A 26,242-nucleotide genomic window follows, 5' to 3' on the forward strand; every position below is an offset into this window, starting at 1 on the left:
TGAATTTGGATCTGGCGTATCTTTTAAATAAGAGACTGAAAATTTCAAGAGACCACTGAATTAATCCGCTACTTTATTTACTTGTAGTTAGCTAATGATAATCAGAGGTGCACTATGAAGGCGAAACCATATCTTATATCAAAATTGCTGCCTGCGACCGTGGTATTGGCAGCACTTTATTCAGGACAATTAAGCGCAAACCCTGACGCAAACAACTCAATCGATGGCACTTGGTGTGCGGTCGATGGGGAGTCATTCATTTTATATGAAAGCAAAAAAGATGCTTTGAATGTTGGCAAAGATATATTTTGCCGAACCTTTAAGGTCCTAAAGAAAACAAAAACAGGAGGCGGCGGCCGGTTCATTGATAACTTCAAAAAGCCAGCCGATCTTAAGCAAAAGTTAAGTGGTGTCGAAGAGACAAAAGATGGGGCCACTGTTGGCAAGGATATCGGCATATTTGCCTTTTCAAATACCGGCGATACCACTCGTATAGTGACCGTTGATGTCTCAGATGAAAGTGTGGGCAACTTTACGCTCGACAGTAGCGGGAAAATGCATGGGTTTATCGAGGAGGTAACCTCTGATGCCCATGTTCATGAGGCTCATGTTGGCGTTTTGTCCTTTAAGAGGGCTCCAGGCCCTATCCCAGCAGTATTTGATAAAGAGTGGCAGTCGGTCTTCGATGCAACACATAAAGAAACAAGGCATGGACGCCCACCAAGAGGAAAGGATGGTGCCTCTCCAGGCCCGAAAGACGTGAAAAGTACCCAAGAGCAATAGCGTTGTACCTCAAAGAAGCTCCGCCATCTTCTTCATCAAGATGGCGGAGGCGTTTTCGGTAAACTGCTGCCCCTCTTCAATATATTCCCATACCGTGGCATCGCTTTTCCAACCACCTTGCTTCTTAATAAGCTCGAAGCCCACCTTTTCCCGAGCCGCGGATGTGGACAGACCACGACGAAAGCTGTGGCTACTCAGTTCGCCGACAAAGTCGAAATCGCAGGCGGCGCCCAAGTTCTTAAGTAGGTCATTGACTGCTGCAGGATTAAGTTGTCGGTCTTGAACTGTATCCCAACGATTCACAGCACGGAACACGGGCCCACTTTCAATGTTGCCAACCTTAAGCCAGGTTTGAAGCGCTGTTACGGGGCAAGCCTTAGGTGTACCAAAGGGCAGGGCACGCATCATGCCTTCACCACTTTGGTCAGTTTTTGACTTAGGGAGCCTTACGATTACGCCCTCATCCTCCCAGATCAGGTTTTCCACCTGAATCGCTACCAACTCACTTCGCCGGAAAGCGCCAAAGAACCCAACCAAGATCAGTGCGAGATCGCGGGCGCTTTTCTTGCTTGAAGATTGATTGCGCAAATGTCGAGTCATGGTGGCAATGTGCTGAAGACCGAGGGCCTTCGATTTTTGCTTGGGCTTGCCATGGGTGCGACGAACACCGCGCATCGTTTTCTGCACGAGTGGATCTGTTATGGGATTGAGCATCCCCTGGTATTGGTGCCACTGGCCGATAGCGGTGAGATGAAGATCCAGGGTTCGAGGGTTGAGCTCCTCTGCACGGCCCAGGATATACCGAACCAGAGTGCCGCCATCTGTCGGTAGCCGCCCGCCCCATTTTTCAAACTGGCGAATCGCTGAACGGTAGGCCCTGCGGGTGTTATCGGAAGTGGCTGCGCTCAGATACTTCTGAATGTCTTCATCGGTTAGGAGTTCGCCGCCAGCGCCAAGCGTACTGAGGGGGTGGGAGTTAGCGTGCTTTTTGGTGGATTGAGGAGTGTGATTTTTCATGGTGCCCGTATCGCTAGAGAAGCCCCTGCCTGTACTGGAGGTACGTTATTTGGAGCATCCTACAAGATTATAACCTTTGATAATAGTCATTATCGCAGGTTAGATAGGTCTATTTTAAAATTGGTGATAGAACAAATATAATGTAATATTACGTATTATGTAATTTGTAACGAAATAATCTGAGGCAAGACTTATGGCGCGCACAGGGGTCACTTATCTGGATATTGTCCAGGCTGCGAAGGCGATTAAGGCTCGCGGAGAGGAGCCAACGGTTGATCGTGTTCGAGCTCAGCTGGGAACGGGTAGTAAGAGCACTATTGCCCCCTTGCTTAAGCGGTGGCGAAGTGAATCTGCGAGTGATACTGATGTGAATGGACTCCCGAAGGATCTGGTCGATGCCCTAAAGGAGCTACATCAGAGAATCCAGGGAGCGGCAAATAAACAAATAGAGGAAGTGCAACAGGAGTTTCAGGTACAAGAAAAGGAAATCACCTCGCAATTGGAGGAATCGCGAAGTACCGCCAGCCAGCAAGCTGCCAGGATCCGGGAGCTGGAACAAAAGCTCTCCATCACAGAAACCGAAAAGCGCAAACTTAAACAGTCACTGGAGGAAACACGGGTCGCTCTGGAGAAGAGTGACTACCAGAGGCAGGAGGCCCTAGGGCGCATTGCCGAGCAAAAGGCGGCGATTGAGGAGATCAAGCAGGAGAATAGAGATGTTCGCGAGCACTTTGAGCATTTCCAGCAGCGCACCGCGAACGACCGCCAGCATGAGCGGGACCAATTCCGCGCTAGCTCTGAGCAGATGAAGGGCCAGATTGCGGTGCTCAATGAGCAGCTAGCCCTCTCCGAGCGCAGGTTCAATGAACAGGAGCTGCTTTATAAGCAAGGGCAGGCATTGATTGTTGAGCTCAACCGGGAAAAGCAAAAACTCAGCGAGCAAGTCGGGGTTGCCAGCACTGAAGCGGCCAACCTGAGGCAACAAGCGGAAATGCAGGGTGGTGAGCTGAAAGATAAACAGGCTGAGATTGCCAGTTTGCGTGAGCGAGTCTCACAACTTCAGAGCGAAAGCTCTGCGACTCGAAGGGAAGTGCACTTACAACAGAGCGCTCTGGAAAAATTGGAGTCGGAATTAGCAGCTTCACAAAACCGCCTGGAACAAGTCACGGATGAGAATCGCATACTTATCCAAGAGAAAGCTATGATCCAAGGCCAATTTACTCAATTGGAGAGCTCATTAAAATCCTAAGCTGAGAATGCACTGGGTTCGCTATACTTCTCGGTGAGGCTCCGTTTGAATGATTGATATGAGCTCTCATGCTTTCCTGATAGGCCTGCTAAACTCGGCGGCTTTACTGTTGCAACCTGTGGAGCCGCAAGTAGAGCTCACGCAGCGTAGCTATTTGCCAGCAACTGGCAAGCAGCGATAGCACACAGAATCCACTACGCAAGCAATCTAACCTGCAATGGCTGCCTAAAAGATAGGCAGCTAAACTTACTGGCAGGCCAGTCAGTATCTGATCAATTTCAGCTACTTTAGTCACTCGCTTTTAGCCTAGCGCGCAAAGCAGGCCCACCTGCAACCAGCCTCTAAAGCTTTTTGAGTATCCCGGAGAGAAGTATTGGCAGGGAACTTTAAGCAGATCATCGACAAGCCGACTTTTTTTGGTGCGCTTAGCTTGCTTCTGATGGTTACTCTGCCGCTCATTATTTATCCGAAGCTTGGTACCAAATGGGTGCTGAACGCAAAGAACTTTGTAACGGATGATCTGGGAGTGTTTTATCTGTTGCTGGGGGTTGGGGCATTGCTTTTTATGACCTACATCATTTTTAGCGATATAGGTCAAATCAAACTTGGAAAACCTGAGGAAGAACCGGAGTTCAGTACGCTCTCCTGGGCTTCAATGCTTTTCTGCACCGGAATTGGAGCTTCCATTTTATATTGGTCTATGGTGGAGTGGATTTATTATTACCAAACCCCACCCTTTGAGGTAAAGGGAAATACTCCAGAAGCTGCACGTTGGGCAATGGCCTATGGAATATTTCACTGGGGCCCAATTGCCTGGTCTATTTATCTTATTCCAGCTCTTCCTATCGCCTATTTTTATTATGTAAGGCATCGCAATGTATTAAAGATTAGTGAGGCTCTTATGCCCATTCTGGGCGAACAAAGAGCCAAAGGATCCATCGGTAAACTAATAGATGTATGTTTTGTATTTGGCATGTTGGGCGGTGGGGCTACGACACTGGGCATTGCCGCACCTTTAATCTCAGAAGGTGCCCATGAACTACTTGGTGTCCCTACAGGTATCACTACACAAATTTTTATTTTGATGCTCTGTACCTCGATTTTTGGCTGTAGCGTGTATGCTGGATTGAAAAAGGGAATACAAACACTCTCTAATCTCAATATGTGGCTTTCTATTCTTTTGTTGGCCTTTGTATTTATTGTGGGTCCAACATTATTTATGTTGAGTGCGGGATTGGATTCTCTGGGTAGAATGCTAAACGATATTCTTCATATGGCTACTTGGATGGAGCCTTTTGGCCGTTTTAAGGAGTTCCCGCAAACGTATGTTCCTCAAGACTGGACTATCTTTTACTGGGCCTGGTGGCTGGTGTTTGCGCCAAGTGTAGGTTTGTTTATTGCCCGTATATCCCGGGGAAGAACAATAAAAGCAATGGTTGTCGGTGCAATATTTTATGGTACTTTGGGGTGTTTTCTATTTTTCTTGATTCTGGGCAACTATGGTGTCTACTTGCAGTTTTCTGGTGAGTTAGATGTTGTGCAATCACTTAACCAGCAAGGCGTAACGGCAACTATATTCGCCATCTTAAAAACACTACCGCTTAGCAAGCTGGTGATATTCACTTTTACTCTACTTGCGATAATTTTTACGGCAACAACATTTGATTCTATATCCTATATTTTGGCTGCTGTTGTGCAAAAAGAAATAGTTGGAGAGCCCGCTCGCTGGAACCGGCTTTTCTGGGCATTTGCACTATCTGTAATGCCCATCACTTTACTATTCCTCGGTGGGCTGGAGGCATTGCAAACGGCAAGTATTATAGGTGGTGTCCCCTTGTTGTTTGTGGCGGTATTGCTTTGCATGTCGATCGTTAAGGCAGCACAGTACGATTTACGTTACCAGCCCAACTATGAAGAAAAGGAGATCTATATAGAGGATTTGCCTGAGGATGACCCCTGGAGCGAGGAGGGTGATTGGGGGGCGCCCGGTGACTCTATAAACGATAAAAAAACTTCCGGTAATGAGAAGCCATAAATACGGCTACCTTTATATATCTCTTCCATATATCTTTCCAAGATACTACTTGACTGAGCTTATAGTGTCACCACATTCAAGATAAGCGGTGAGTGTACCCTTTAATGCTCTCGATCTTCCTTTCTAGTCCAAACCAAATAAAGATATAGCTTGTTGACTGTTAAATAGATTATCTGCTCTATACAGCTTGACATACGCGACGGCTTTCATGAATTCTTTGCCCGTTCCTCACGTTGAAATAAAACGCCGTCCTGTTAAAATTCGACACCACTATAAGAAATACATTATCTGTCGTATTCCGCCTCTATAAAAGTTTCCCCGCTACCTCACTTGTCTTGATGTCCTATGTGACACCGCGCCCACTTTTATTTTGTCGGTTTGTAAGTTGCTTTGGAGGAGTACATTGACTAAGAGTTTCAGAGAAATTATCGACAAACCGACTTTCTTCGGGTCATTGGTACTGCTATTGCTGGTAACGGTGCCGCTGGTTGTTTTCCCCGATGTGGGTGCCGCATGGGTAAGGCTGGCAAAGGACTTTGTTACTGACAAGCTGGGTGTCTTTTACTTACTGTTAGGAGTAGGGGCGATACTCTTTATGGTCTATATCGTATTTAGCGATATTGGCCAGATAAAACTCGGCACTCCAGAAGAAGACCCGGAGTTTTCAACGATGTCCTGGGCATCTATGTTGTTTTGCTCTGGCATTGGAGCCTCTATCCTCTACTGGTCGATGGTTGAATGGATTTACTACTATCAAACTCCACCTTTCCAGATTGAGGGCGGCACCCCCGATGCTGCACGCTGGGCGGTTGCCTATGGTATTTTCCACTGGGGGCCACTAGCCTGGTCAATTTACCTGATCCCCGCCTTACCGATTGCCTACTTCTACTATGTCAGAAACCACAGCGTACTGAAAATTAGTGAAGCACTGATGCCGGTTTTAGGCGAGGAGCGTGCGAAGGGCGGTATCGGCAAGCTGGTTGATGTTCTCTTCATATTCGGCATGCTGGGAGGAGGGGCTACCACCCTTGGCATTGCTGCACCTTTAATTACCGAAGGTGCGCATGAGCTGCTCGGAGTATCCAAGGGCCTAAGCACCCAAGTAATCGTTCTGATGATTTGCACGCTTATCTTTGGCTACAGTGCTTTCGTTGGCCTCAAGAATGGCATTCGTGCACTCTCCAATGTCAATATGTGGCTATCGGTGGTGCTCCTTTTATTTGTGTTTCTCGTTGGGCCTACGCTATTCATGCTGAATACTGGCCTGGATGCACTGGGTCGGGTGCTGGATAACATCTTCCACATGGCTTCCTGGACGGAGCCCTTCGCGCAATTTGAGCAGTTCCCCGAGACCCATTTCCCACAAGATTGGACCATCTTCTACTGGGCTTGGTGGTTGGTTTTTGCCCCAAGTGTTGGGTTGTTTATTGCGAGGATATCCCGGGGTAGGACCATTAAAGCCATGGTGGTGGGTTCCATATTCTTTGGCACTCTTGGCTGTTTCCTGTTTTTTATGGTGCTTGGGAACTACGGCGTTTACCTGCAGTTTTCTGGTGAGCTGGATGTGGTTCAGGTGCTCAACCAAGAAGGGGCCACTGCGGCGATTTTTGCCGTTTTACAGACCCTGCCGGCTAGCAAATTGGTGATACTGGTTTATACGGTACTGGCCTTGATCTTTACGGCTACCACGTTTGATTCTATTTCCTACATTCTCGCCGCGGTAGTGCAGAAAGAAGTGGATGAAGAGCCGGTGCGCTGGAATCGGGTATTCTGGGCATTCGCTCTGTCCATAATGCCTGTAACCCTAATGTTCCTCGGTGGACTGGATACCCTGCAAACTGCCAGTGTTATCGGTGGCGTCCCGCTGCTGATAGTGGCGGTACTACTGTGTATTTCTATTGTTAAAGCCGCTCACTATGATTTGCGCTTCCAGCCCAATTACGAAGAGAAAGAAATCTACATTGAGGATTTTCCAAAGGATGACCCCTGGAGTAAGGAGGGTGATTGGGAGTTACCAGCTCAACCTCCTCATGGGGTATCGCACAATGATAAACCTCATATAGAGGGTGATCCGGGAAGCCACCCATCTCGCTTATAGCCCGATAGGTTAAGCTGGCCGCTACGGTGCGCCTAAAGCAAGGGTGCTCTGTAGCGGTTCTTCTGGGTTCTTGGTTGGGTTATCAGCTCAAATAAGGTGCCGGTGCCGTTAATATAGCTACACTCATGCTTTACACAGAAAAGCGCCAATAACATTCTAGGCTATTGGTAAAGGCTTAAATGATGTGTTGGTGCAGATCAGATTTAACTCAGCAAGGTAAAATGGCGGGCATCACTCAATGGATATCGAAGGCTAAAAATTGGAGGGTATACGAATTGCTCGGATACTGGTTATCGAGGTTGAGATATAGCTATTTATTATCTCAACCTGCGAATCACATAATTACTTAGCAGTGCTGCGCAACTGCTAAGAGAGTCGACTGCTTAGATGCAGATAATGTTCTCTGCCTGAGGACCCTTTTTGCCTTGAGTCACTTCAAACTCAACGGTCTGTCCTTCGGTTAAAGTTTTAAAACCTGAGCTGGCAATTGAGCTATAGTGCGCAAAAACATCTGGGCCAGACTTTTGTTCGATAAAGCCGAAGCCCTTTTCTTCGTTGAACCACTTAACTGTGCCGGTGCTTGTTTTAGACATAATAATATCCTGTAAATAAAAAGGTATAAGCCTTAAGAAGGCAAGAATAGCAAAAAGATAGACTTAGATTTAAAGATCTACAGGACGAAGTACTACAGAGATGCGACGTAATGGAGAGTGTAAACAAAGGCAACTTACTTTTTAGCTGTTTGGGTATTATACTTGCTCTCGGTCTTGGGTCAAGTCTTTTTGTGCCAATATTGCTTGCCGGAGGCCCATCGCAATTCTAGCCGATTTGTCTCAGTCTATTTTCGAAACTTGCTCTACACAGGATTTCCGCAGAAGTGCAGCGTTATCAGTAGGCCCTTTCTTCTGGAAACATTGATTTAGCCGTTTCACATAACGGCTAAATAACGCGTTTGCCTCCTCTAAAGGCAAGGCAACAAGGTGCTCAATAAACTGGCGAGTGCCGACCTGAAAGTGCATATAATCAATAGGCACATTCCAATCCCCGCCCCAAACGGCAAACCCGTGTTTGGCAAACACGGTGGTTACATCCTCAGACATCCCGACACGCACAGGTTTTCCCGCCCGATACTTCGCTCGGTTTAAGTAACCTTCCTTGGCATCTTTCGGTACCACTATTGCTTTCGATGACTGGTCTATATAGAGGTAGGGGTTTTGTAATGGGTTAATATCAATGGCAACGCCATAGGCGTGCTCGGACCATTTACTTCCACCCGTGATTGGTCGGGAGTCAAATGCAAGAGAGTTGTTTATATCCTCTGTTTTTCGCTCTTGCTGACTAAAGTACTCAATGGGTATTGCAGATTTTATGGGAAATTGTCTTTGATATAGCTCATCGAAAAGGGCAAGGACACTGTCGGCTACAACATCAAGAACTATTAAGGCTCCTTTGTTTTCACTTTCCGCTCCACCAGGCTGCCCATCTGTTAATGGGTAAAACTCGAAGACTACTTTCTTTATCCTTTCACAGCCAATGGGTGACTTCTTAATGATTATTTTCCGATAAATCATCAAGGCACATTCTTCTTCTGAAATATCATATATGCCCGCTTCAGATTCAGGGCGGAAATCCTTTTCCGTGATATGACTTAAAGGGTCTTTGGTACAGGCAATCAGGCCAAAAGTAGTGAACACAATGATATAGAAATAGAACATGCTTCCCCTGCCTCAGCTCGATGAAGGATTCCTCCCATTTAACGCTGTTCATTTGGGTAGGATATGTGTATCCATCAATTTGGATATATTGAATTGTTGTAGATATTTACGGAATGCCTCGGGGAGAGGGGTATATGACGTTCAATATCGTTGATTGGCGTTTAACGAATTGATTGAATTATCTCTCAAAGAGTTTGGCGTAACTTACTCCTCTAAGAGAGGCTAAGATGTCAGGTCTTAGTTTAAAAACAGCATTCTAAGCGACTACGCTTGTTATTTGTTTTATGACTCCATTGGGGTGGAGACATTTATTGAGTCAGTCTACAAAAGGCCTTATTGATAAGCCCACTTTTTGCGGCGCACTTTTGTTGTTGCTAATAACGACAGTGCCTTTGATCTCATTTCCTGATCTTGGCTCTCTATGGATAATGTCGGCAAAAGATTTTCTTACGAACCGTTTTGGTACTCTCTATCTCTTACTAGGAATTGGGTCGATTCTTTTCATGGCCTATATCGCCTTTAGTGATATAGGCCGTATAAAGCTAGGAGGTAAAGGGGAGACTCCTGAGTTTACAACAATTCCTTGGGTTGCCATGCTGCTATGCTCTGGTATCGGAGCCCCTATCTTGTATTGGTCATTTGTAGAGTGGATTTACTATTACCAGGAGCCACCATTTCTCGTTGAGGCGAATACAACAGAGGCCGCTCGCTGGGGGGTCACCTATGGCATATTTCATTGGGGCCCTTTGGCTTGGTCCATTTATCTAATACCCGCATTACCCATCGCTTATTACTATTATGTGAGAAAGCGCAATGTACTGAAGTTCAGTCAAGCGCTTGCGCCCGTACTAGGGCAGAGAAGAGCTAATGGTGCCATAGGCAAACTGATCGATATCTCTCTGGTGTTAGGCATGTTGGGAGGAGTTGCTACCAGGTTAGGTATTGCCGCTCCATTGATCACTCAAGGTTTCCATGAGTTGTTGGGCCTCCCTATAGGTCTCAAGACGCAAATAGCGGTTCTTTTACTCTGTGCGTTATTGTTTGGCTACAGTGCCTTTGTCGGTTTAAGGCGCGGGATCAGTGCGTTTTCCAACTTCACAATGTGGCTTGCACTGTCGTTGTTGATTTTTGTTTTTCTTGCTGGTCCAACCTTATTTATTATCGATAATGGCATGGAGATTCTGGGAAGAATGCTTCACAGCTTCTTGCAAATGGCCACCTGGACCGATTCCTTTTCACACTTCGAGGAATCTCCTAGTTATCGTTTCCCCCAGCAGTGGACCGTATTCTACTGGGCCTGGTGGTTAGTGTTTGCACCGAGCATCGGGCTTTTTATCGCTCGGATTTCCAGGGGCCGGACAATCAGAGAAATGATCGTCGGCTCCATATTATACGGAACCCTTGGATGCTTTTTATTCTATATGGTGCTCGGCAATTATGGTGTTTATCTGCATTTTTCTGGAAAACTGGATCTAGTGGAAATCCTCAATGATCAGGGAGCGAATGCGGCAATCTTCGCGATATTAAAGGCCCTGCCTGCAAGTCAATTGGTGGTACTGGTATACACATTGGCGGCACTGCTATTTACAGCCATCACATTTGATTACACATCCTACATCCTTGCTGCAGTTGTACAGAAAGAAGTCGATGTTGAGCCACTGCGTTGGAATCGTATCTTTTGGGCTTTTGCCCTGGCAGTGTTGCCAGTTGCCTTGATGATACTTGGAGGGTTCGAGGCACTGCTGGCGGCGAGTATTATTACAGGTGCTCCCTTATTGTTAGTCGCACTTTTGCTATGTTTCTCTATCGTTAAAATTGCTCGTCATGATTTGCGATCATATTCGACGCTAATGGAAAAAGAAATCGTTCTGGAAGGGCTGCCAGCAGAAGACCCGTGGGATATGAAAGAGGAAAATCAGAGCGAGAGTAAATAGTGGTGAAGTTTTTTACAGAAACTGGCTGGGAGAGGGAAGGGGATAGCCAGGGAAAGGACGATAACTAGGAGCAGAGTAAGAAGTACCGAGGCCCATAATAGGCCTCGGTATGCCGCTTAAGCCTTAAAGGCTAAAAGTGCGGGCAACTGAGAGCACGATGCGCTCGTCTGCGGTATCCCAGTCGAGATTGGTATTTTCCGCAGCAATATTGAAGTCAAAGCCATTCAAAGAGGTCATGTATTCTACACGATAGTGGTTATATGACTTCTTATCATCCCAGCTCCAATCATCCTTATTGGTAGAGGTTGAGCGGTCAACACTGAAACGAACGTTATGTCCCTCTGCAAATTCAAAAGTGTGAGCCAGCATCATAATGTAGTGGTTGCCGCCAGTTCCAAAGTAGTCCCAGCTGTACCAGCCATTGACTTCTGATTCACCGAGATCGGAGCTGTAGCCCAGTTTGGCATAGGCTTCTGGGTAGTCATAATCTCTAGATACATCATCATCACCATGATAGGTGTAATAGGCGATACCAGTATCCAGGCTCACTTTGTCGGTGAGCTGCATAAACTTACCAGTGTAAAAATCCCATTCCAGATTGGTGTCGTCCCCGCTACCAAAATCTACATTGGAAGCCCAGGTGCCAACATACCAACCATTGTCGAAACCATAATCTAGGCTGGCCTGAAGGGCTGGGTCGTTCTGGGTCTGGCTTACACCATTAAAGGTGTAGTCGGTGGTCAGATTTACAGTTGAAGAAAGGTCTGCAAAAGTCTGCTGTGAAAGGGCCAGCATTGAGGCGCAGGCCAGGGCAGATAATTTCAGTTTCATAGTATTGTCCCCTTAAATTATTTCTTTTCCCTGCCCGCATTACGGGCAGGGTGTCTCACTTCCGAATTTTTAGTTGGCCATCTCGATTTTTCTGAAATCGATCAGGTTTTCTTTCGGTGAGGAGTCGATTGCGGCAACCGCCCGGTAACGTTTAACCAGGATGTAGCCGAGACAGCAGAAGAAGATGCCGATCACCAGAGCGCCGATCCACTGGATTTGCAGGAAGTCCAGTTTGAACAGCAGAGTCAGTAGACTTAAAGCCACCAAGTTCAAAATGATGTATTTCATCTTGCCGAGGCGGGCTACCGTCATACCCAGGTTGTCGGTATACAGGCGAATTAGGGAGTCCAGCGAGTTGATCACAAAGGTGATACCCACTACCACCATGGCCAGATTATAAAAGCCGCTGGTATCCAGGCCTTGGCTGGAGTAGTAGTAGAGAACCGTGAACCACAGAGCGATGGGGATCGACGGGAAGATCAGCATCGCAGCTAGCACCTGATAAGTGCGCAGACCGCCCACAAAGCGGGAGGTGAACTGGCCAATCATGATGCTCCAGGCAAACCACCAGAACAGGTAGAACTCGTGGTAGTCATTCAGAGGCAGTACGAACTGGTGGATGTTGCCAAAGTAACCGCCGAGTAGGGCAAAGGTTGAAGCGAAGTCACCAACGCTGCCATTCTCGCCGGTAAAAGCACCAACCCACATCAGGGCAATCAGGCCGATAAACAGCCAGGTACTGGCCAGGCTTAGAAGCCGCACATAGCGCAAACTGGTGGATGAATAAACCGCAGCCGCGATTACCGCAAATACGATCAAGTAGAAACTGCCCACAATAGTTTCACCATCGCCAACTTGGGGCAGATACCAGGGCAGGTTGCTAAGCAGCAGATAAGCGGTAAATGCGCAGGTGCCGATAATTACCACGTTGTTAATCAGCTTAACCAGGCCAATCTCAAAGAACTTCACTTTGGGCTCAATGACGCAAAAGTAGAAGCAGGTGAGGAAGTAAAAGCCCCAGATTAAAAAGGCCCAAAAACCAAACTCAATAGCGAGTGGATTGGTGAAGCCGTATTCCGGGCTGTTGGCCAGGTCTGCGTAACCGGCAAATTCGGTTAGTGGGAACATGATCAGGCCAACATCCAGGCCCGAAGTGAAAAGAATAGCGATGAAAGTGAAAGTGTGGACAGGTGTAACCCCAACCAGCTTCACGTTTCCCCAGCGAATTAAAGCAAAGATTATTGCTGTAAAAGTAAACAATATTCCCGCAGAAAGCCATAACGTCATGCTGTGTCTCCAGCTATGTTATTGGTATACCGGCGCCTCCAGAAGGCTAAACTGTGCGAGATTTGAGTATCCCCGCCACAATGAAGGGGATAGTCAAATCTTGACAGGACGCCGGTGGTGATTAGCTTGCTGTCCGCACAGGGCGGCCAGGTCGCTGCGTGCTGGTAGCCGCGAGAGCTACCGATGCCTCGGAGGGTGCCAATACGGGGCGCCCTAAAATCAGGTCGGCAGCCCGCTCCGCCACCATAATGGTGGGCGCATTCAGGTTGCCGTTCGGAATGGTTGGAAAGATGGAAGAGTCCACAACTCTCAAGCCCTGCAAACCGTGCACACGGGTTTGCGGGTCTACCACTGCCATTGAATCGGTGCCCATCTTGCAGGAGCAGGATGGGTGGTAGGCGCTTTCGACGGACTCCCGCACGAAAGCATCAATTTGTTCATCGGTCTGGATATCAGTACCAGGCTGGATTTCATCCCCGCGGAATTCATCAAAAGCTGGCTGATTGATAATCTCACGGGTCAATCGTACGCAAGCGCGGAACCCTTCGATATCTTCTTTCTCCTGTAAATAGTTAAACAGGATTGAAGGAGATTGCTTGGGGTCGCTACTAACAACTTTGACCCTGCCACGACTCTTCGGCTTGTTGTGGCCGATATGTACCTGGAAGCCGTGACCATCGAAAGCCTCGCGGCCGTCGTAGCGCATTGCTGCTGGCAGAAAGTGGTATTGCAGGTCTGGCCACTCCACGTTTTCCTTGGAGCGAATAAAACCGCAGGACTCGAAGTGGTTGGTTGCACCCAGGCCATCTTTCTTTAGTATCCAGCGCGAGCCAATAAGGAATTTATTCCAGAGATCCAGCTTACCGTTCAGGGAAATCGGCTGCTTGCAGCGGAACTGAAAATAGAACTCCAGGTGATCTTGCAGGTTTTGGCCAACGCCGGGAAGTTCGTGTTTAAGTTCGATGCCGGCTTCTGCCAGTGTGTCGGAATCTCCGATACCGGAGAGTTGAAGAAGGTGAGGGGAGCCGATGGGGCCTGCGCTCAGGATCACTTCCTGTCGCGCCTTAAACTCCTGGATTTTACCTTTTCGTTCAACTTTCACACCCACTGCCCGTTTACCTTCCAGTAGTACCTTATGCACGGTGGCATGGGTCAATACCGTCAGGTTGGGGCGCTGCATGGCCGGTTTCAGGTAGGCATTGGCGGTAGACCAGCGCTTTCCATCTTTTACCGTCATATGCATGGGGCCGAAGCCTTCTTGCTGCTCGCCATTGTAGTCAGCGGTGTAATCGTAACCGGCCTCTGTACCGGCTTCGATAAAGGCGCGGTACAAAGGGTTTGCCATCTCGTTGCCATTATTGACCCCAAGTGGACCTTCATCGCCCCGGTATTCATCGCCCCCAAAAGCCCAGGTTTCAGAACGTTTGAAATAGGGTAGGCAGTGGGCGTAATCCCAACCTTCTGCACCGTGCTCGGCCCATTCATCAAAGTCCTTTGCGTGGCCACGCACGTAAACCATACCGTTAATGGAGGAAGAACCGCCGAGCACCTTGCCCCTAGGACAGTGCATACTGCGGTTATCTAAATACGGCTCGGGTTCAGTCATAAACTGCCAAGCGTATGTTTTGGTATTCATGGGGATAGACAGCGCGGTGGGCATTTGGATAAAGATGCTGCGATCGCTACCGCCGGTTTCGATCAGAAGGACTTTTTTATCCTCCTGGGCAGACAGTCGGTTGGCCAGAACGCAGCCGGCAGAGCCGGCGCCAACGATAATGTAATCAAACTCACTCATGCAGAATACCGCTTAAAATGGACTTTCCAGTGGTGCCAGACCCACATACACCGCTTTCAGCTGGGTGTAGTGATTGAGGGTCGCAAGTCCATTTTCGCGGCCGATGCCAGATAATTTATATCCGCCCACGGGCATTTCTGCCGGGGAAGCGCCATAAGCGTTAATCCAGCAGATGCCTGCTTGCAGCTGGTGAATTACACGGTGGGCGCGGGTGATATCGCGAGTAAAAACGCCGGCGGCGAGGCCCAGGCGGGTGTCGTTTGCGCGACGAATGACTTCATCTTCATCGTCAAACACCAATACCGACATTACCGGGCCGAAAATCTCTTCGCGGCAGATGGTCATATCGTCATGACAGTCGGTGAATACGGTGGGTGCAACAAAGTAGCCGTTAGGCGAATTTTCTGGGGAGAGTGTATGGCCACCGCAAAGCAGGGTTGCACCTTCTTCTTTCCCTTTATTGATGTAATCCAGCACCAGCTGCTGGTGCTTGGCAGAGATCAGTGCGCCAAAGTTGGTGTCCGGCTTCATGGGGTCGCCGGCAACAATATTTTTTTCGACACGCTCTTTCAGGCGAGCGAGGAACTGATCGTGAATACTGCGGTGTACAAATACCCGGGTGCCGTTGGTGCAGATCTCCCCCTGGGTGTAGAAATTACCGAGCATTGCGGCAGAAATTGCCTGCTCCAGGTCGGCATCGTCAAAAATAACCAGCGGGGACTTACCGCCCAGCTCCATGGTTACCTCTTTCAGGTTGGAAGCCGCTGCGGCCATTACTTTTTTACCGGTACCTACCTCACCGGTAAAAGAGACTTTGGCAATATCCGGGTGATTGGTCAGCCAGGCGCCCACGGAACCATCGCCTTGGATTACGTTGAAAACACCAGGAGGCATGCCCGCTTCAATAAAGATTTCCGCCAGCTTCAAAGCGCCTTTGGGGGTCTCCTCGGAGGGTTTGAATATCATGGCGTTACCGCAGGCCAGAGCCGGGGCAGCTTTCCAGCAGGCGATCTGCAAAGGGTAGTTCCAGGCGCCGATGCCGGCACAGATACCCAGGGGCTCGCGGCGAGTGTAGTAAAAGTCTTCACCGACCTGCTGCTGATTACCTTCGATACCTGCGGCCACGCCTGCGAAGAACTCGATGGAATCGGCTCCGGTCACCACATCGACAACACTCGCCTCCTGCCAGGGCTTGCCGGTATCAGCCACTTCGATAGCTGCCAGCTCATCGTTGCGCTCTCGCAGAATGGCTACCGCTTTCAGCAGGATACGGCTGCGCTCGATCGGCGCCATTGCTGACCACTGAGCGAAGCCACGCTTAGCGCTCTCAATGGTTTCTTTGAGCACCTTGTCATCGGCGACTTCTACTTGATAGCTGACTTCATTGGTTGCGGGGTTGAACACGTCAAAACATTCACCGCTTTCATTCGCCAGGTAGCGGCCATCAACAAAACTTTGTTCTTTTTCCAATGACATCTGTTGGTTCTCCATACTGCTTTAACAGAGGGTCAATAGGTTGTTTTTCAAGCGATAGAGCAGGGTAGGTAGACTTGCTAGCCATTTTTTTGGACCGCTGGTCATCGCTGCAATTCATCATTGCAAATAGGGCTCTCCGTTTCGAAACCAGACGACAGGTTCAGGACGAAAGCCCATACCTAGTACATAAGTAGTAGGGTATATGACGGAAAATGTAACATATTATTAGTTTGAACTCTAATTGTTCGTATTCGATGCACTATTGAGAGGGAAGAATAATGAGATTGATTTTCCCGAAAATAGAGGTGTTGCAAGAAAGTCATATGCCGAAAATTGGTCAATAAAGGCCAAATATCTCATTTGAACTCTATAAAAATACCCATCAGTCACTTGATTGGGCTCTAGCTCAAGGAAAAGGTAATCCGCAGTAAAAATAGGGGGCAGGGGGTAAAAAAAGCAGGCCCCAGAAAAGCTCCCTGGGACCATGAGGGAAAATGATCAAATTTACCTTGGGCTTAACGACTACCCTCAGCCGGGTTCGCACTCGTAAGCTTGACGGGCTGGAAGAACTGGCGTGCAAAATAGAACACTGATAGTCCCGCCATAATCCCCGGTAAACCCTCGTAGACAGCACCATGAAGCCCAAGGGCTCGCCAGCCTATCGCAGAGGAAAAACCAACGAGCACCGCCAGGATGCTGGTGGTTTGTGCAGGCTTCCAGCCCAGGCACAACACCAATAGCAGTGGCCCAAATGCACTGGCCAGGCCAGACCAAGAGAAAATTACCAGGCTGAAAACGCTTTGATTATTGGTTAATGCCAACAAAAGCGCTGCACCTGTGATGCACACTGTAGCGACCTTCAGAAGCCAGGTCTTTTCAGTCTTTTTGGGCAGAATGTCGTGGGTAATGGCTGCCGAACAACTTAATAGTAGGGAGTCCGCAGTGGACATGGTTGCCGCGAAGATGCCAGCCAGTATCAGGCCGACAAGAATGGGGGGAAGCAATTCGATGGCCATCGTCGGTAGCGCAAGCTCTGCATCAAAACTGCCAGCATCCGCAATATATACCCTGGACAGCAGGCCAACGCCGGTCGCCATGCAGTAAAAAAGCACAAACCATAGATAGTACCAAGCTCTTGCCCGGTACATTTTGCTGGAGTCACTGAGTGTCATAAACCGCACCATGACATGGGGCTGGCCGATAACGGAGAATCCAGCAAAGAGCCAGCTCACCACGAAGACGGCAACACCCGCCCAGCCGGGCAGGACAAGCTCCTGGGGGAACCAGTCCATAAACCCTTCGACAGACCGCATTTGCTCAAGTGTGCTGGAGATCCCACCCAGGTCAGCGAGGGCGACCGACAACAGGATGCCCATAGCGCCAATCATCACAATGGATTGTGCGGCGTCTGTCCAGATAGATGCGCGAATGCCACCGGCAAAACAGTAGAGGCAAATCAGAACCGCCCCAGCGACAGCGCCGGACCAAAGTGGCCAATCCAAAAGCACATGCAGCGCTTTACTGCCGGCAATCATTTGTGCAGAGGCGTAGACCAGCAGAAACAACAGGGAAATAACCCCGATAAGGCGCTGTAGGGTGGAGTGGTTTTGCCCATACCAATTGCTGAGCACCCCGGCATAACTGACCTCGCCACTGGCATTGGTTGCGCAGCTCAGGCGTCTATGCACATAGAGAGAGGCGATAAAGTCGCCAGCAATCCAGCCTAACATCAGCCAAATGGATGCCAGCCCACTGACATAGGTATACCCGATCACCCCGATAAACATATACCCACTGTTATTGGTTGCCACCGCAGATAAGCCAACCAACCAGGGCGGAATGCCGGCACTGGCGAGATAGTAATCGGCCTTGGTGCCGCGGCTAAACAGTGCGGAGGAGATACCCACCAGAGTAAATAACAGTAGAAAGCCAATAAATGCGTAGATCACCTGCAGATCCTATCTCGTTATCATTTTTTAGATTTGACGATGCTTTTTACAGATATCGTTTTAAGCACTCTTATCGTGATCGTGGCTTTTCATGGCGACAATCTTGTCGAGCTCTGCAAAAACCTCACTTTCGACCAGGGGTTTTAGGGCGCTATCATTGAGAGTCTCTTCGCGGTAGCTTTCACTCCTGATGATGGCTTCCGCCAGATAACGCACGGCTTCATCAAATTGACCCATGGTGGTGTGGGCACAGGCCAATTGATAAAACGCATGGCCATTGTCATGGTCAATACTTAGCGCTTGATGGCAAAGATTGATGGCCCACTGGGGTTCGTTGAGCTCCAGAACCGCATCAGCCTTATAGGTGAGAGCCTCTACATCCTCTCGGCGCAGCTGTAAAATCTCATCGTAGACAGCGATCTTATTGGCTACAGATGATTCCTGCTGCGCGCGCAGCCAGAGGGACTGAACCTCCTGGGTTAGCTCGATTTCCTCGCGGTTTTCCTCAATATGCTGGGTCTTTTGCTGAAGTTGATTCTCAATCACTTCTAGACGCTTTTCATATTCCTGCACCAAGCGGGAAATTTCCTCATCGGCAAGAGAGTGCACACGCTCCTTGATATCTTGAAAAGATCGCCATCCCACCAGAACTAAAATCGAGGTGGCACCGGCAATCAGGTAGAAGAAATAGGTAACGGTATCGGTCGCGTAAGTTACAGCCCGATCCACCGAGTTGTGCTCACGATCCACGATCTGCTGGATCAGATCCTGCTTGATTTGCGCCTGGTCAATTCGTAACTGCTTGAGTTCATCCAGGATATACCGCTCTATAAAAGGGGTATACATGGCCTCACTCAGGGCCTCTACTTCTTCCTCGATATTGTTGTTTTTATTCGCGTTATTGTTTTTTTTATCATTCGCCTCTTGGGCAAATACTGCAAAAGAGGCGAACAGAACAACTGAAAAAATAACTGCTAGGAGGCGAGGCATATCGCGGTTCCATGATCGTGAACCTCAACCAATGCTTCGTGCAGTGTTCTCACTGCCACGTCATAGTCGGATTCATTGACAATAAACTGCATGTCTACATGCCGCATTGATTGGTGTACAGCCAGCACGCTGATGTCTTTGCTGGAGATCGACTGAACCGCCTTAGCCAGGACCCCGGGGATCTGCATATCACTGCCTATTGCGGAAACAATCGCTACTTTACGCTGATTCAACTCTGCCTCTGGAAAGAGCTCCTCAATGGCAGACTGAATGCGCTTTATGGTTTTCAGGTTAGTGGAAAGGAAATGAGTCAGCGTATTGGCATTGGTATCTTTGGATATGATATGGGCCTTATACCTTTTGATCACTGCCAGCACTTCGCGATCGTAATCCGGAAGGCTTCCGGCCATATCTTGGTCGAACATCTCCAGCGCGTAGACCCCCTTACAACCGGCGATAATTTCCACGCAGGGGGAGTCACTGACGTAGTCACCTGTAATCAAGGTTCCGGCATGTTCGGGCTCAAAGGTGTTTTTTACCCGCAGGGGAATGTTCTCTTGGCGAAGACCTTTAGCGGCTTTTGGGTGAATCGCTTCCATCCCCAGATTGGCCAGCTGATCGGCCACATCGTAGTTGGTTCGACCAATGGGAACGGCATTGTCGGGGCCAACCAAGCGTGGATCGGCGCTGCTCAAGTGGAATTCCTTGTGGATGACCGCTTCTTTGGCGCCGGTTAATACCGCAAGGCGGCTAAAGGTCATCTCACTATACCCTCGGTCAAAAGAGATCAGCAGACCCTTATCGCTGTGCGCATAGCCGGTGACAATAGGCAGCTGTTTGCTCAAGTCGATACTTGCAAAGGCATCGCGAATACGTTCATCCAGGGATATATGTTTACTGGTACGCCAGCCGGTCAAGTCGACAAAGCAAGCGTTAACGCCATCCCGCTGTAAAAGTTTAGAGGTATTCCAGGCACTGTGAGCCTCACCTAAACTGGCGAGCATCTCTCTTACGGTGCCCAGGTGAGCATCCAGTGCAAAATGGCCGTGTTGGCAAAGGCTTTGTAAGTCGCGCAAGCATTTTTGCGCACCTTGCAGGCGCTCATCCAGGAATAGGTTGGCTTCAGTGAGCAGCTCACTATCGCCAAATAGGCGCTCGTTTATCTCGCGCAGCTTTAAGCGCAGTTCATCAAATTTATCCAGCCAGCTGTCATCTTCTATGCCGCTGGAAAACAATCCGTAGATACCAGGCTGGCCGCTTTTTTTGTGCTCCAGCAATAAATCAGTTATGCCGCCATAAGCAGAAACCACAAACACTCGATTGTAGAGATCACCTGGGCTCCCCTTAATAATATTATCCCTGACAGATTCATAATCCGTCATTGAAGTCCCACCAATCTTTTCTATCGTATGCATAGTCTCTACTAGATCCTTTTGTACTCTTGGATAGCCTCTATCGCTAGGATTAATTCCGCAAATAAGGCCGGATTAAGATATCTTGATCGAAAGCGGGGCCGCTTTCTTTTTCAAGGGGATTATCTTTCCAGAGGAAGATTACAAAACGGCCTCCCTTCTAGCTGCTTTGAATGCCGAATTTAAGTAAATAGGAGCAGGGGAGGGGTGTGCACTGCTAATCAAGCGGCCTCTCTGGGCAACCCGTTGGCCAGCTGAGCTAGATTCTTGCGAGTAGTTTGGCAAGTGCTGCTCATGACAGTGGTAGCCTGTAAGGCTATGCATCCCTCCCACCCTCATAGGTACCTATTTATACATCAATGGAGTCGGCACCAAGTTCATAGGCGCCCTCGGCATTGTGTACTTCCTTGCCGTGAAGCGGGGGGTTAAACACACAGGCCATAGTCATTTCTTCGAAGGCCCGTAAAACATGCTTGTCATGCTTATCCAGAATGTAAATAGTGCCTGCTTCAATAGGGTGTTTCTTTCCATCATCCAAGGTTTCCACCTCTCCGCGGCCAGAAATACAATAAACGGCCTCTAAGTGGTTTTGGTAGTGCATTTGGAAATCTGCACCGCTATAAATGGTGGTGATATGAAAAGAAAAGCCCATGTTATCGTCTTTCAATAGCAGGCGGGTGCTTTCCCAGTTGCCATCCGGGGAGACGATTCTTCGATTGGAGTCTTTGGCTTCGGGTAAATTTCTAACGATCATTGGTAGTCTACCTTTGTCTTGTACAGGCAGTCCGCGTTATCCATTTGCTTTAGTCGCAAGCTATGGCGCGGAGTTTGCCTGAATAATTAAAGTCTAGCAGGCCTTGAAATAGACCTTTTCTTCCGGCATATCCGCTTCAGCTGCACAAACTTCCTTGATGGCTGATTCAATGATGTCGATGCCTTTTTCCAGGTTTTGATCGCTGATAATCAGCGGGCATAACAATTTAACAATATGGTCATCCGCGCCACTTGTCTCAATAATTAACCCCTGTTTGAAAGCGGAATGTGTGATTTTTCCGGCGATTTCACCGCTTACACAATCAATTCCCTGGAACATGCCACGCCCTTTTCTGGTGAAGTGACCCTCGCCATACTTGCTGACAATATTGTCGAGGCGCTCGGCAATGTATTTACCTTTGCGCTTAATATCCTGGGAAAACTTATCGTCTGACCAGTAATGTTCAATGGCGGACTTCGCAGTAACGAAGGCCAGATTGTTTCCGCGGAAAGTACCGTTGTGCTCGCCGGGTTTCCATTGATCCAGTTCAGGCTTCATTAGCACAACGGCGAAGGGTAGGCCGTACCCACCGAGGGATTTGGACAGTGTGATGATATCCGGCTCAATGCCGGCTTCTTCAAAGCTAAAGTAATCGCCTGTGCGACCGCAGCCAGCCTGGATATCATCAACGATAAACAGAAGGCCGTGCTTTCTACATACGCTTTGGAGATTGCGCAGCCACTCGGCACTTGCGACGTTAATGCCACCTTCACCCTGTACGGTTTCAACAATCACCGCGGCCGGTGAGTTGATACCGCTACTGGAGTCGGAAAGCACCTTGTCGAGGTACTCGGTGGTATCAATGTTTTCCCCGAGGTAGCCATCGAATGGCATTCGATGGGTGCCATTCAGGCTCACGCCAGCGGCATCTCTATGGTGTGAGTTACCCGTGGCGGCCAGAGAGCCCAGGCTCACGCCATGAAAGCCGTTAGTAAAGGTCACGATATTCTGTTGACCGGTGACATTGCGAGCAATCTTCATCGCCGCTTCCACCGCATTGGTACCTGTGGGACCAGTAAACTGAACCACATATTCCATATTGCGGGGCTTAAGGATCTTCTCATTAAGCGCTTGCAGGAACTCACCTTTCGCTTTGGTATGCATATCCAGGCCGTGGGTGATACCGTCCGCCTGAATGTAATCCATCAGCACCTCTTTGAAGATCGGGTTGTTGTGCCCGTAATTCAGTGTGCCGGCGCCGGCGAGGAAATCGAGGTACTGATTCCCCTCCTCATCCCACATTAATTCGCCCTTAGCGCGACAGAAAACCCGCGGGAAGGAGCGGGCATAGCTTTGCACTTCAGATTCAATCTCATCAAAAATTTTCATTTTTTACTCTTACTGAATGTTGGTTTTATGAGTGAAAGGCCCGATACGAACAAGGTGTTCCGATTCATGCTGTCCATCAAAGTGGACCTGGCTGTTCATCCACTCTGAGGAGTGGAGATCGGCAGACAGCTTCTGAGCTGCCCTTTTGAAGAGGGCCCAGGAAGCGTGATTGTTCTTGGTGATTGTCGTTTCGAGATATTTGACCGGCTGACAGATAGGGCGGCTGAGGATGTCTTGCAGCATGCGTGAAGCCAGACCCGCACCACGTGCCCGATCAGAAACGGCAACCTGCCAGATGAAAAGAGTGTCTTTGCGCTCGGGAATGAGATAACCGGAGATAAAGCCTAAGGGGTCCTTTTCTACTTCCGCAATGACGGAGGTACTTGAAAAGTGGCTGCACTGAAGGAGATTGCAGTAGCTGGAATTGGTGTCCAGTGGAGGGCAGCTCTCAATCAGGCGGTACACAGCCATGCCATCCTCGAGAAGCGGAGGTCTTAGTGAAATATTTTCTAATCTAGACAAAAAATCTTCCCATTCGGCCAAACAAAATTACACGTCTAAACATTAGAAAGGTTGAAAATCATACAAATATGCTATTTAGGGCGCTTATTTGAGCTTTTTCGATAAACCTTTCTGTAAAAAATGTTTTGAACGCTAAATATCGTACACGAATGAAATGCAAAGTCCAGTACTATGAGCACAGAGTAAGAGGCAGTACTTGGCCTAAATGCACCGGCATGCCTAGGAGGGTTTACTCAAAAATAGGACTTTGCTCTTAGACTGGATGGCTAGTCAGGGGGAAAAGTTGCTCAATTTTTAGCTTTTGGCATGATCACTTATTGAGCAAAAAACAGCTCAATAAAGATTTAACTCTTCAGAATTGACTTCCTGAATCCGACTTTTCCAGGAGCTGAGCTCAAAGCGCTTAGATATGAAGTGTGTCATCTATATAATCATCATATTGACTCTGACTGACTCTGGGATTGAGAGGTAGCTTTGAACAGCATTGAACAAGTGTTAGTGGCCCTGCGGCGTGTGATAAGAGCGACAGACCTGCACTCCAAGCATCTCGCCAAAACAACAGGACTGACCGCGCCACAAGTTTTATTACTACAGGCCATACGCAATAAGGGCGAGGTAACCATTGGTGAGCTGGCCAACGAGGTGAGCCTCAGCCAGGCGACGGTAACCAATATTCTGGATCGCCTGGAGAAAAGGGGACTTGTCTTTCGGCAGCGCTCTCAGTCGGACAAGCGCAAAGTGCATGCCTACCTGACGGAACAAGCCGCTGAAACATTGCGAGATGCACCGATTCCGCTCCAGGATCAGTTTGCTCGTCAGTTCGGTGACCTCAAAGATTGGGAGCAAAGTATGATCATTGCCTCACTGCAGCGTGTAGCCCAAATGATGGATGCCCAACATATTGATGCCTCTCCGGTATTGGATATCGGGGTTTTGGATAGGCAGGGAGCCGCCATTGAAAAGTCCGGCGCTTACCCTGAAAGTGCCGATCTAACCGACAAGAAAGCGAAGTAGTTCACTCAGAAAATCCTTTTCTTTGGGAGATGAGCATCTCAGGGCTTCTAGGGCGATTCGCACATTACAGCGAACTTTGGTGAAAAGCGGAAACTTTCTTACAAGTTGTGAATCACCCTGAGACCCAGAAACTTAGTGGTTTCTGGGTTTTGCACTTCTGGCTTTGGGCTTCTAGGTTTTGGGCTTCTGGGTTTTGTGCTGTAGTTGCTTGAGTTGGCAAGCAGCGCAAGCATCAATCCATTTATTACGAAGGCGAAAGTTGTAAAAGCGCCTTACAAATCGTCGGCCACCGGTGAAGCCCGTTTGTATTCCCTCTCACCAACTTCTGTACGACTAAAAATTCATTAGCTAACTGAAGATCGCTCTTCCAGCAGCTCTCATGGGAGAGGATAGTAAAGCTGTAGTTTGAACCTAAAGTTTGTGCGATTATTGCCCCGCCCTAGAACATCCGCTGCAGCGGTTCTTCTTAAAGCTTATTCTGCTCGAACGTTATACAGCACAGAAGCTTTATAGGAATAGGGCAGATAAAAAACGCATTTAAAATTGATATCTTTTTGGCTCTAAGCCTTTCAAGGGTTACTTATGCTAAGTTCCGAGCAAAACTCAAAAGTGAAAGACTCGATGATTAGTGAGAAAATCAAGATTTATTTTGATAAATCAGTAGACGTAGTTTTTGGGATCATTCTTGTCTTTATCATTGTTGGGATAGCAGCGGGGACACTTCAACTATTTTTAACGACATGGAAACTTTTTAATTTTGAAGGCATAACTGGTCATTACATAGACATCATAACGGATGTTTTGACCTTATATGTATTAATAGAGTTGTCCAGATCGCTTATAGAGTATTTTCACACCCATAAGCTCAGGCTTACATTTATAGTTGATGCGGCAATCGTCTTTGTGCTTCGAGAAATATTGATTGCACTATTTAAGCATGAAATCAAAGCCGAGATGCTCTACGCATTTTCCGCATTTATATTTGTGCTGGGGGCGCTTCGCATTTGCTCTATTTTGGTTTATCAGCGCGAAAAGTTGATGTCTGAATAGCAACAGATCTTAGAAAACTTGTGTGGGGTGTCGACTTGCAGGCGCCCCAAGTCTCCTCTTGCATCTGCCTCATCTTCCTATATCTGCCCACAAAGCCCTGCCCAAGTAAGTAAAATACTCGGTAAAAGCCTGATTTATCCTTTGCCTTTGTCTCCCTGCAGGGTAGAGCCCCCGCTGGGCTTCTTCACTGGCTTTAGTGCCCGCGACCAGGAAGTTGTTGCTAATATTGGCATCCTGCACAAACGCCTCAAAAGCGCGCGCACACAGCTCCACTGGCTTGCTGTAATAAAGAGATTTATTGGCTTTGTCGGATATTACAGAAGCCCTTACCAAGTCACTGGGGTTACCGCCTTCCTCGTCGAGCATAATGGCTTTAAAACAAGCAAAAAGGCGATCATTTAGTGGATGCGGTACTGGTGTGGCATTGTGCAGCCAGGCTTCTGAAGCATACATATTGCCTGATGTATCGCTGAAAGCCTTTTGTGCGAGGTAATGATCCAGTGCATGGAACCATTCATGGGCAATAGCGCCTGGACCGGCATTCTTAGCTAGGGAGAATGATTTGACGGAGGGGTCATAGAAAGCAGAGATTCCCGGGCGCCCGCCAATGCCGTATTGGAAGGAAAGGGACCCACGCAGGGAGATAAGCACTTCAGGTCCCTGTAGGATGACCATCAAGTCGCAAAGGGCATCAAAAAACAAACATGCAGCCCGATCGCGCTCCTCTGTTGTCACCCAACGCCCAATCGCTATGGACCTAAAGCCAAAACGCTTTCTAACATCAACAAAGGATACCTGGTCACTACCACGTAAATCGGGACCATGTCGATAAAATTGGCGGTTGGCTACCATAGTTGGCTTGGGGCTTAGCAGGTGTTCTGTTCTGAGGGATGCTGGATAAAAATCGAGGAGGATACTATTACAAGCCCGGCTTCACTCACA

Annotated in this window: 21 protein-coding genes; 7 read left to right on the forward strand and 14 right to left on the reverse strand. The window is 48.4% G+C overall.

Going from position 1 to position 26,242, the window contains the following annotated elements:
- Positions 1–114: 114 nt before the first annotated feature.
- On the forward strand, positions 115–783 hold the full coding sequence (locus tag ACXAFI_RS08685; RefSeq protein ID WP_475108482.1) for a hypothetical protein: 669 nt from the start codon (positions 115–117) through the stop codon (positions 781–783).
- Positions 784–792: 9 nt separating this feature from the next.
- Here the strand turns inward: ACXAFI_RS08685 and ACXAFI_RS08690 are convergent, their stop codons facing one another.
- Positions 793–1,800: a site-specific integrase gene (locus ACXAFI_RS08690; protein WP_475108483.1), complete on the reverse strand. Its 1,008-nt coding sequence runs from the start codon at positions 1,798–1,800 to the stop codon at positions 793–795.
- A gap of 193 nt (positions 1,801–1,993) precedes the next feature.
- Between ACXAFI_RS08690 and ACXAFI_RS08695 the strand changes: the two genes are divergently transcribed.
- From ACXAFI_RS08695 to ACXAFI_RS08705, 3 genes are all read left to right on the forward strand, one after another.
- Complete coding sequence (locus ACXAFI_RS08695) at positions 1,994–3,049, forward strand: DNA-binding protein (protein WP_475108484.1); 1,056 nt, start codon at positions 1,994–1,996, stop codon at positions 3,047–3,049.
- A 373-nt stretch (positions 3,050–3,422) separates the two neighbouring features.
- On the forward strand, positions 3,423–5,084 hold the full coding sequence (locus ACXAFI_RS08700) for a BCCT family transporter (protein ID WP_475108485.1): 1,662 nt from the start codon (positions 3,423–3,425) through the stop codon (positions 5,082–5,084).
- Positions 5,085–5,487: 403 nt separating this feature from the next.
- Positions 5,488–7,182 (forward strand): BCCT family transporter, encoded by a 1,695-nt coding sequence (locus ACXAFI_RS08705; RefSeq protein ID WP_444922159.1) that lies wholly within the window; start codon positions 5,488–5,490, stop codon positions 7,180–7,182.
- Between the two features lie 383 nt (positions 7,183–7,565).
- Here ACXAFI_RS08705 and ACXAFI_RS08710 read toward each other — a convergent pair whose 3' ends face one another.
- Positions 7,566–7,775: a cold-shock protein gene (locus tag ACXAFI_RS08710; RefSeq protein WP_475108486.1), complete on the reverse strand. Its 210-nt coding sequence runs from the start codon at positions 7,773–7,775 to the stop codon at positions 7,566–7,568.
- A 240-nt stretch (positions 7,776–8,015) separates the two neighbouring features.
- Positions 8,016–8,897, reverse strand: a complete 882-nt coding sequence (locus ACXAFI_RS08715) for a M15 family metallopeptidase (RefSeq protein WP_475108487.1) — start codon at positions 8,895–8,897, stop codon at positions 8,016–8,018.
- A gap of 311 nt (positions 8,898–9,208) precedes the next feature.
- Between ACXAFI_RS08715 and ACXAFI_RS08720 the strand changes: the two genes are divergently transcribed.
- Positions 9,209–10,831 (forward strand): BCCT family transporter, encoded by a 1,623-nt coding sequence (locus tag ACXAFI_RS08720; RefSeq protein ID WP_475108488.1) that lies wholly within the window; start codon positions 9,209–9,211, stop codon positions 10,829–10,831.
- A 123-nt stretch (positions 10,832–10,954) separates the two neighbouring features.
- On the opposite strand, the gene ACXAFI_RS08725 is transcribed toward ACXAFI_RS08720, so the two are convergent.
- The 10 genes from ACXAFI_RS08725 to ectA form a co-directional block, all read right to left on the reverse strand.
- On the reverse strand, positions 10,955–11,662 hold the full coding sequence (locus ACXAFI_RS08725) for a TorF family putative porin (protein ID WP_475108489.1): 708 nt from the start codon (positions 11,660–11,662) through the stop codon (positions 10,955–10,957).
- A 69-nt stretch (positions 11,663–11,731) separates the two neighbouring features.
- Positions 11,732–12,949: a BCCT family transporter gene (locus ACXAFI_RS08730; RefSeq protein ID WP_475108490.1), complete on the reverse strand. Its 1,218-nt coding sequence runs from the start codon at positions 12,947–12,949 to the stop codon at positions 11,732–11,734.
- Positions 12,950–13,070: 121 nt separating this feature from the next.
- Positions 13,071–14,744: a choline dehydrogenase gene (betA, locus tag ACXAFI_RS08735; RefSeq protein ID WP_475108491.1), complete on the reverse strand. Its 1,674-nt coding sequence runs from the start codon at positions 14,742–14,744 to the stop codon at positions 13,071–13,073.
- A gap of 12 nt (positions 14,745–14,756) precedes the next feature.
- Complete coding sequence (betB, locus tag ACXAFI_RS08740) at positions 14,757–16,220, reverse strand: betaine-aldehyde dehydrogenase (RefSeq protein ID WP_475108492.1); 1,464 nt, start codon at positions 16,218–16,220, stop codon at positions 14,757–14,759.
- Positions 16,221–16,735: 515 nt separating this feature from the next.
- Positions 16,736–18,169, reverse strand: coding sequence for a sodium/proline symporter (locus ACXAFI_RS08745; RefSeq protein ID WP_475108493.1), 1,434 nt, complete (start codon positions 18,167–18,169; stop codon positions 16,736–16,738).
- A 60-nt stretch (positions 18,170–18,229) separates the two neighbouring features.
- The gene (locus ACXAFI_RS08750) at positions 18,230–19,159 is read right to left on the reverse strand and encodes a TPR end-of-group domain-containing protein (RefSeq protein ID WP_475108494.1); all 930 of its coding nucleotides are present in this window, start codon (positions 19,157–19,159) and stop codon (positions 18,230–18,232) included.
- A complete protein-coding gene (locus ACXAFI_RS08755) occupies positions 19,144–20,574 on the reverse strand; it encodes an aspartate kinase (RefSeq protein ID WP_475108495.1) in 1,431 nt (476 codons plus the stop codon). The genes ACXAFI_RS08750 and ACXAFI_RS08755 overlap by 16 nt, the downstream gene beginning before the upstream one ends.
- Positions 20,575–20,920: 346 nt before the next feature.
- A complete protein-coding gene (locus ACXAFI_RS08760; protein ID WP_444922148.1) occupies positions 20,921–21,325 on the reverse strand; it encodes an ectoine synthase in 405 nt (134 codons plus the stop codon).
- Positions 21,326–21,418: 93 nt separating this feature from the next.
- Complete coding sequence (ectB, locus tag ACXAFI_RS08765; protein WP_475108496.1) at positions 21,419–22,714, reverse strand: diaminobutyrate--2-oxoglutarate transaminase; 1,296 nt, start codon at positions 22,712–22,714, stop codon at positions 21,419–21,421.
- Between the two features lie 9 nt (positions 22,715–22,723).
- Positions 22,724–23,236: a diaminobutyrate acetyltransferase gene (ectA, locus tag ACXAFI_RS08770; RefSeq protein ID WP_475108497.1), complete on the reverse strand. Its 513-nt coding sequence runs from the start codon at positions 23,234–23,236 to the stop codon at positions 22,724–22,726.
- 474 nt (positions 23,237–23,710) lie between these two features.
- Here ectA and ACXAFI_RS08775 point away from each other — a divergent pair, with 474 nt between their 5' ends.
- Together ACXAFI_RS08775 and ACXAFI_RS08780 are read left to right on the forward strand one after the other, a co-directional pair.
- Positions 23,711–24,250 carry a MarR family winged helix-turn-helix transcriptional regulator gene (locus ACXAFI_RS08775; protein ID WP_152453587.1) on the forward strand — a complete coding sequence of 180 codons (540 nt, stop codon included), beginning with the start codon at positions 23,711–23,713 and terminating at the stop codon, positions 24,248–24,250.
- Positions 24,251–24,832: 582 nt separating this feature from the next.
- Complete coding sequence (locus ACXAFI_RS08780) at positions 24,833–25,300, forward strand: phosphate-starvation-inducible PsiE family protein (RefSeq protein WP_216646332.1); 468 nt, start codon at positions 24,833–24,835, stop codon at positions 25,298–25,300.
- A gap of 69 nt (positions 25,301–25,369) precedes the next feature.
- Here the strand turns inward: ACXAFI_RS08780 and ACXAFI_RS08785 are convergent, their stop codons facing one another.
- Positions 25,370–26,152, reverse strand: coding sequence for a CLCA_X family protein (locus tag ACXAFI_RS08785; protein ID WP_475108498.1), 783 nt, complete (start codon positions 26,150–26,152; stop codon positions 25,370–25,372).
- Positions 26,153–26,242: the final 90 nt, after the last annotated feature.

The organism is Microbulbifer sp. ABH2_005 (genome assembly GCF_056160005.1).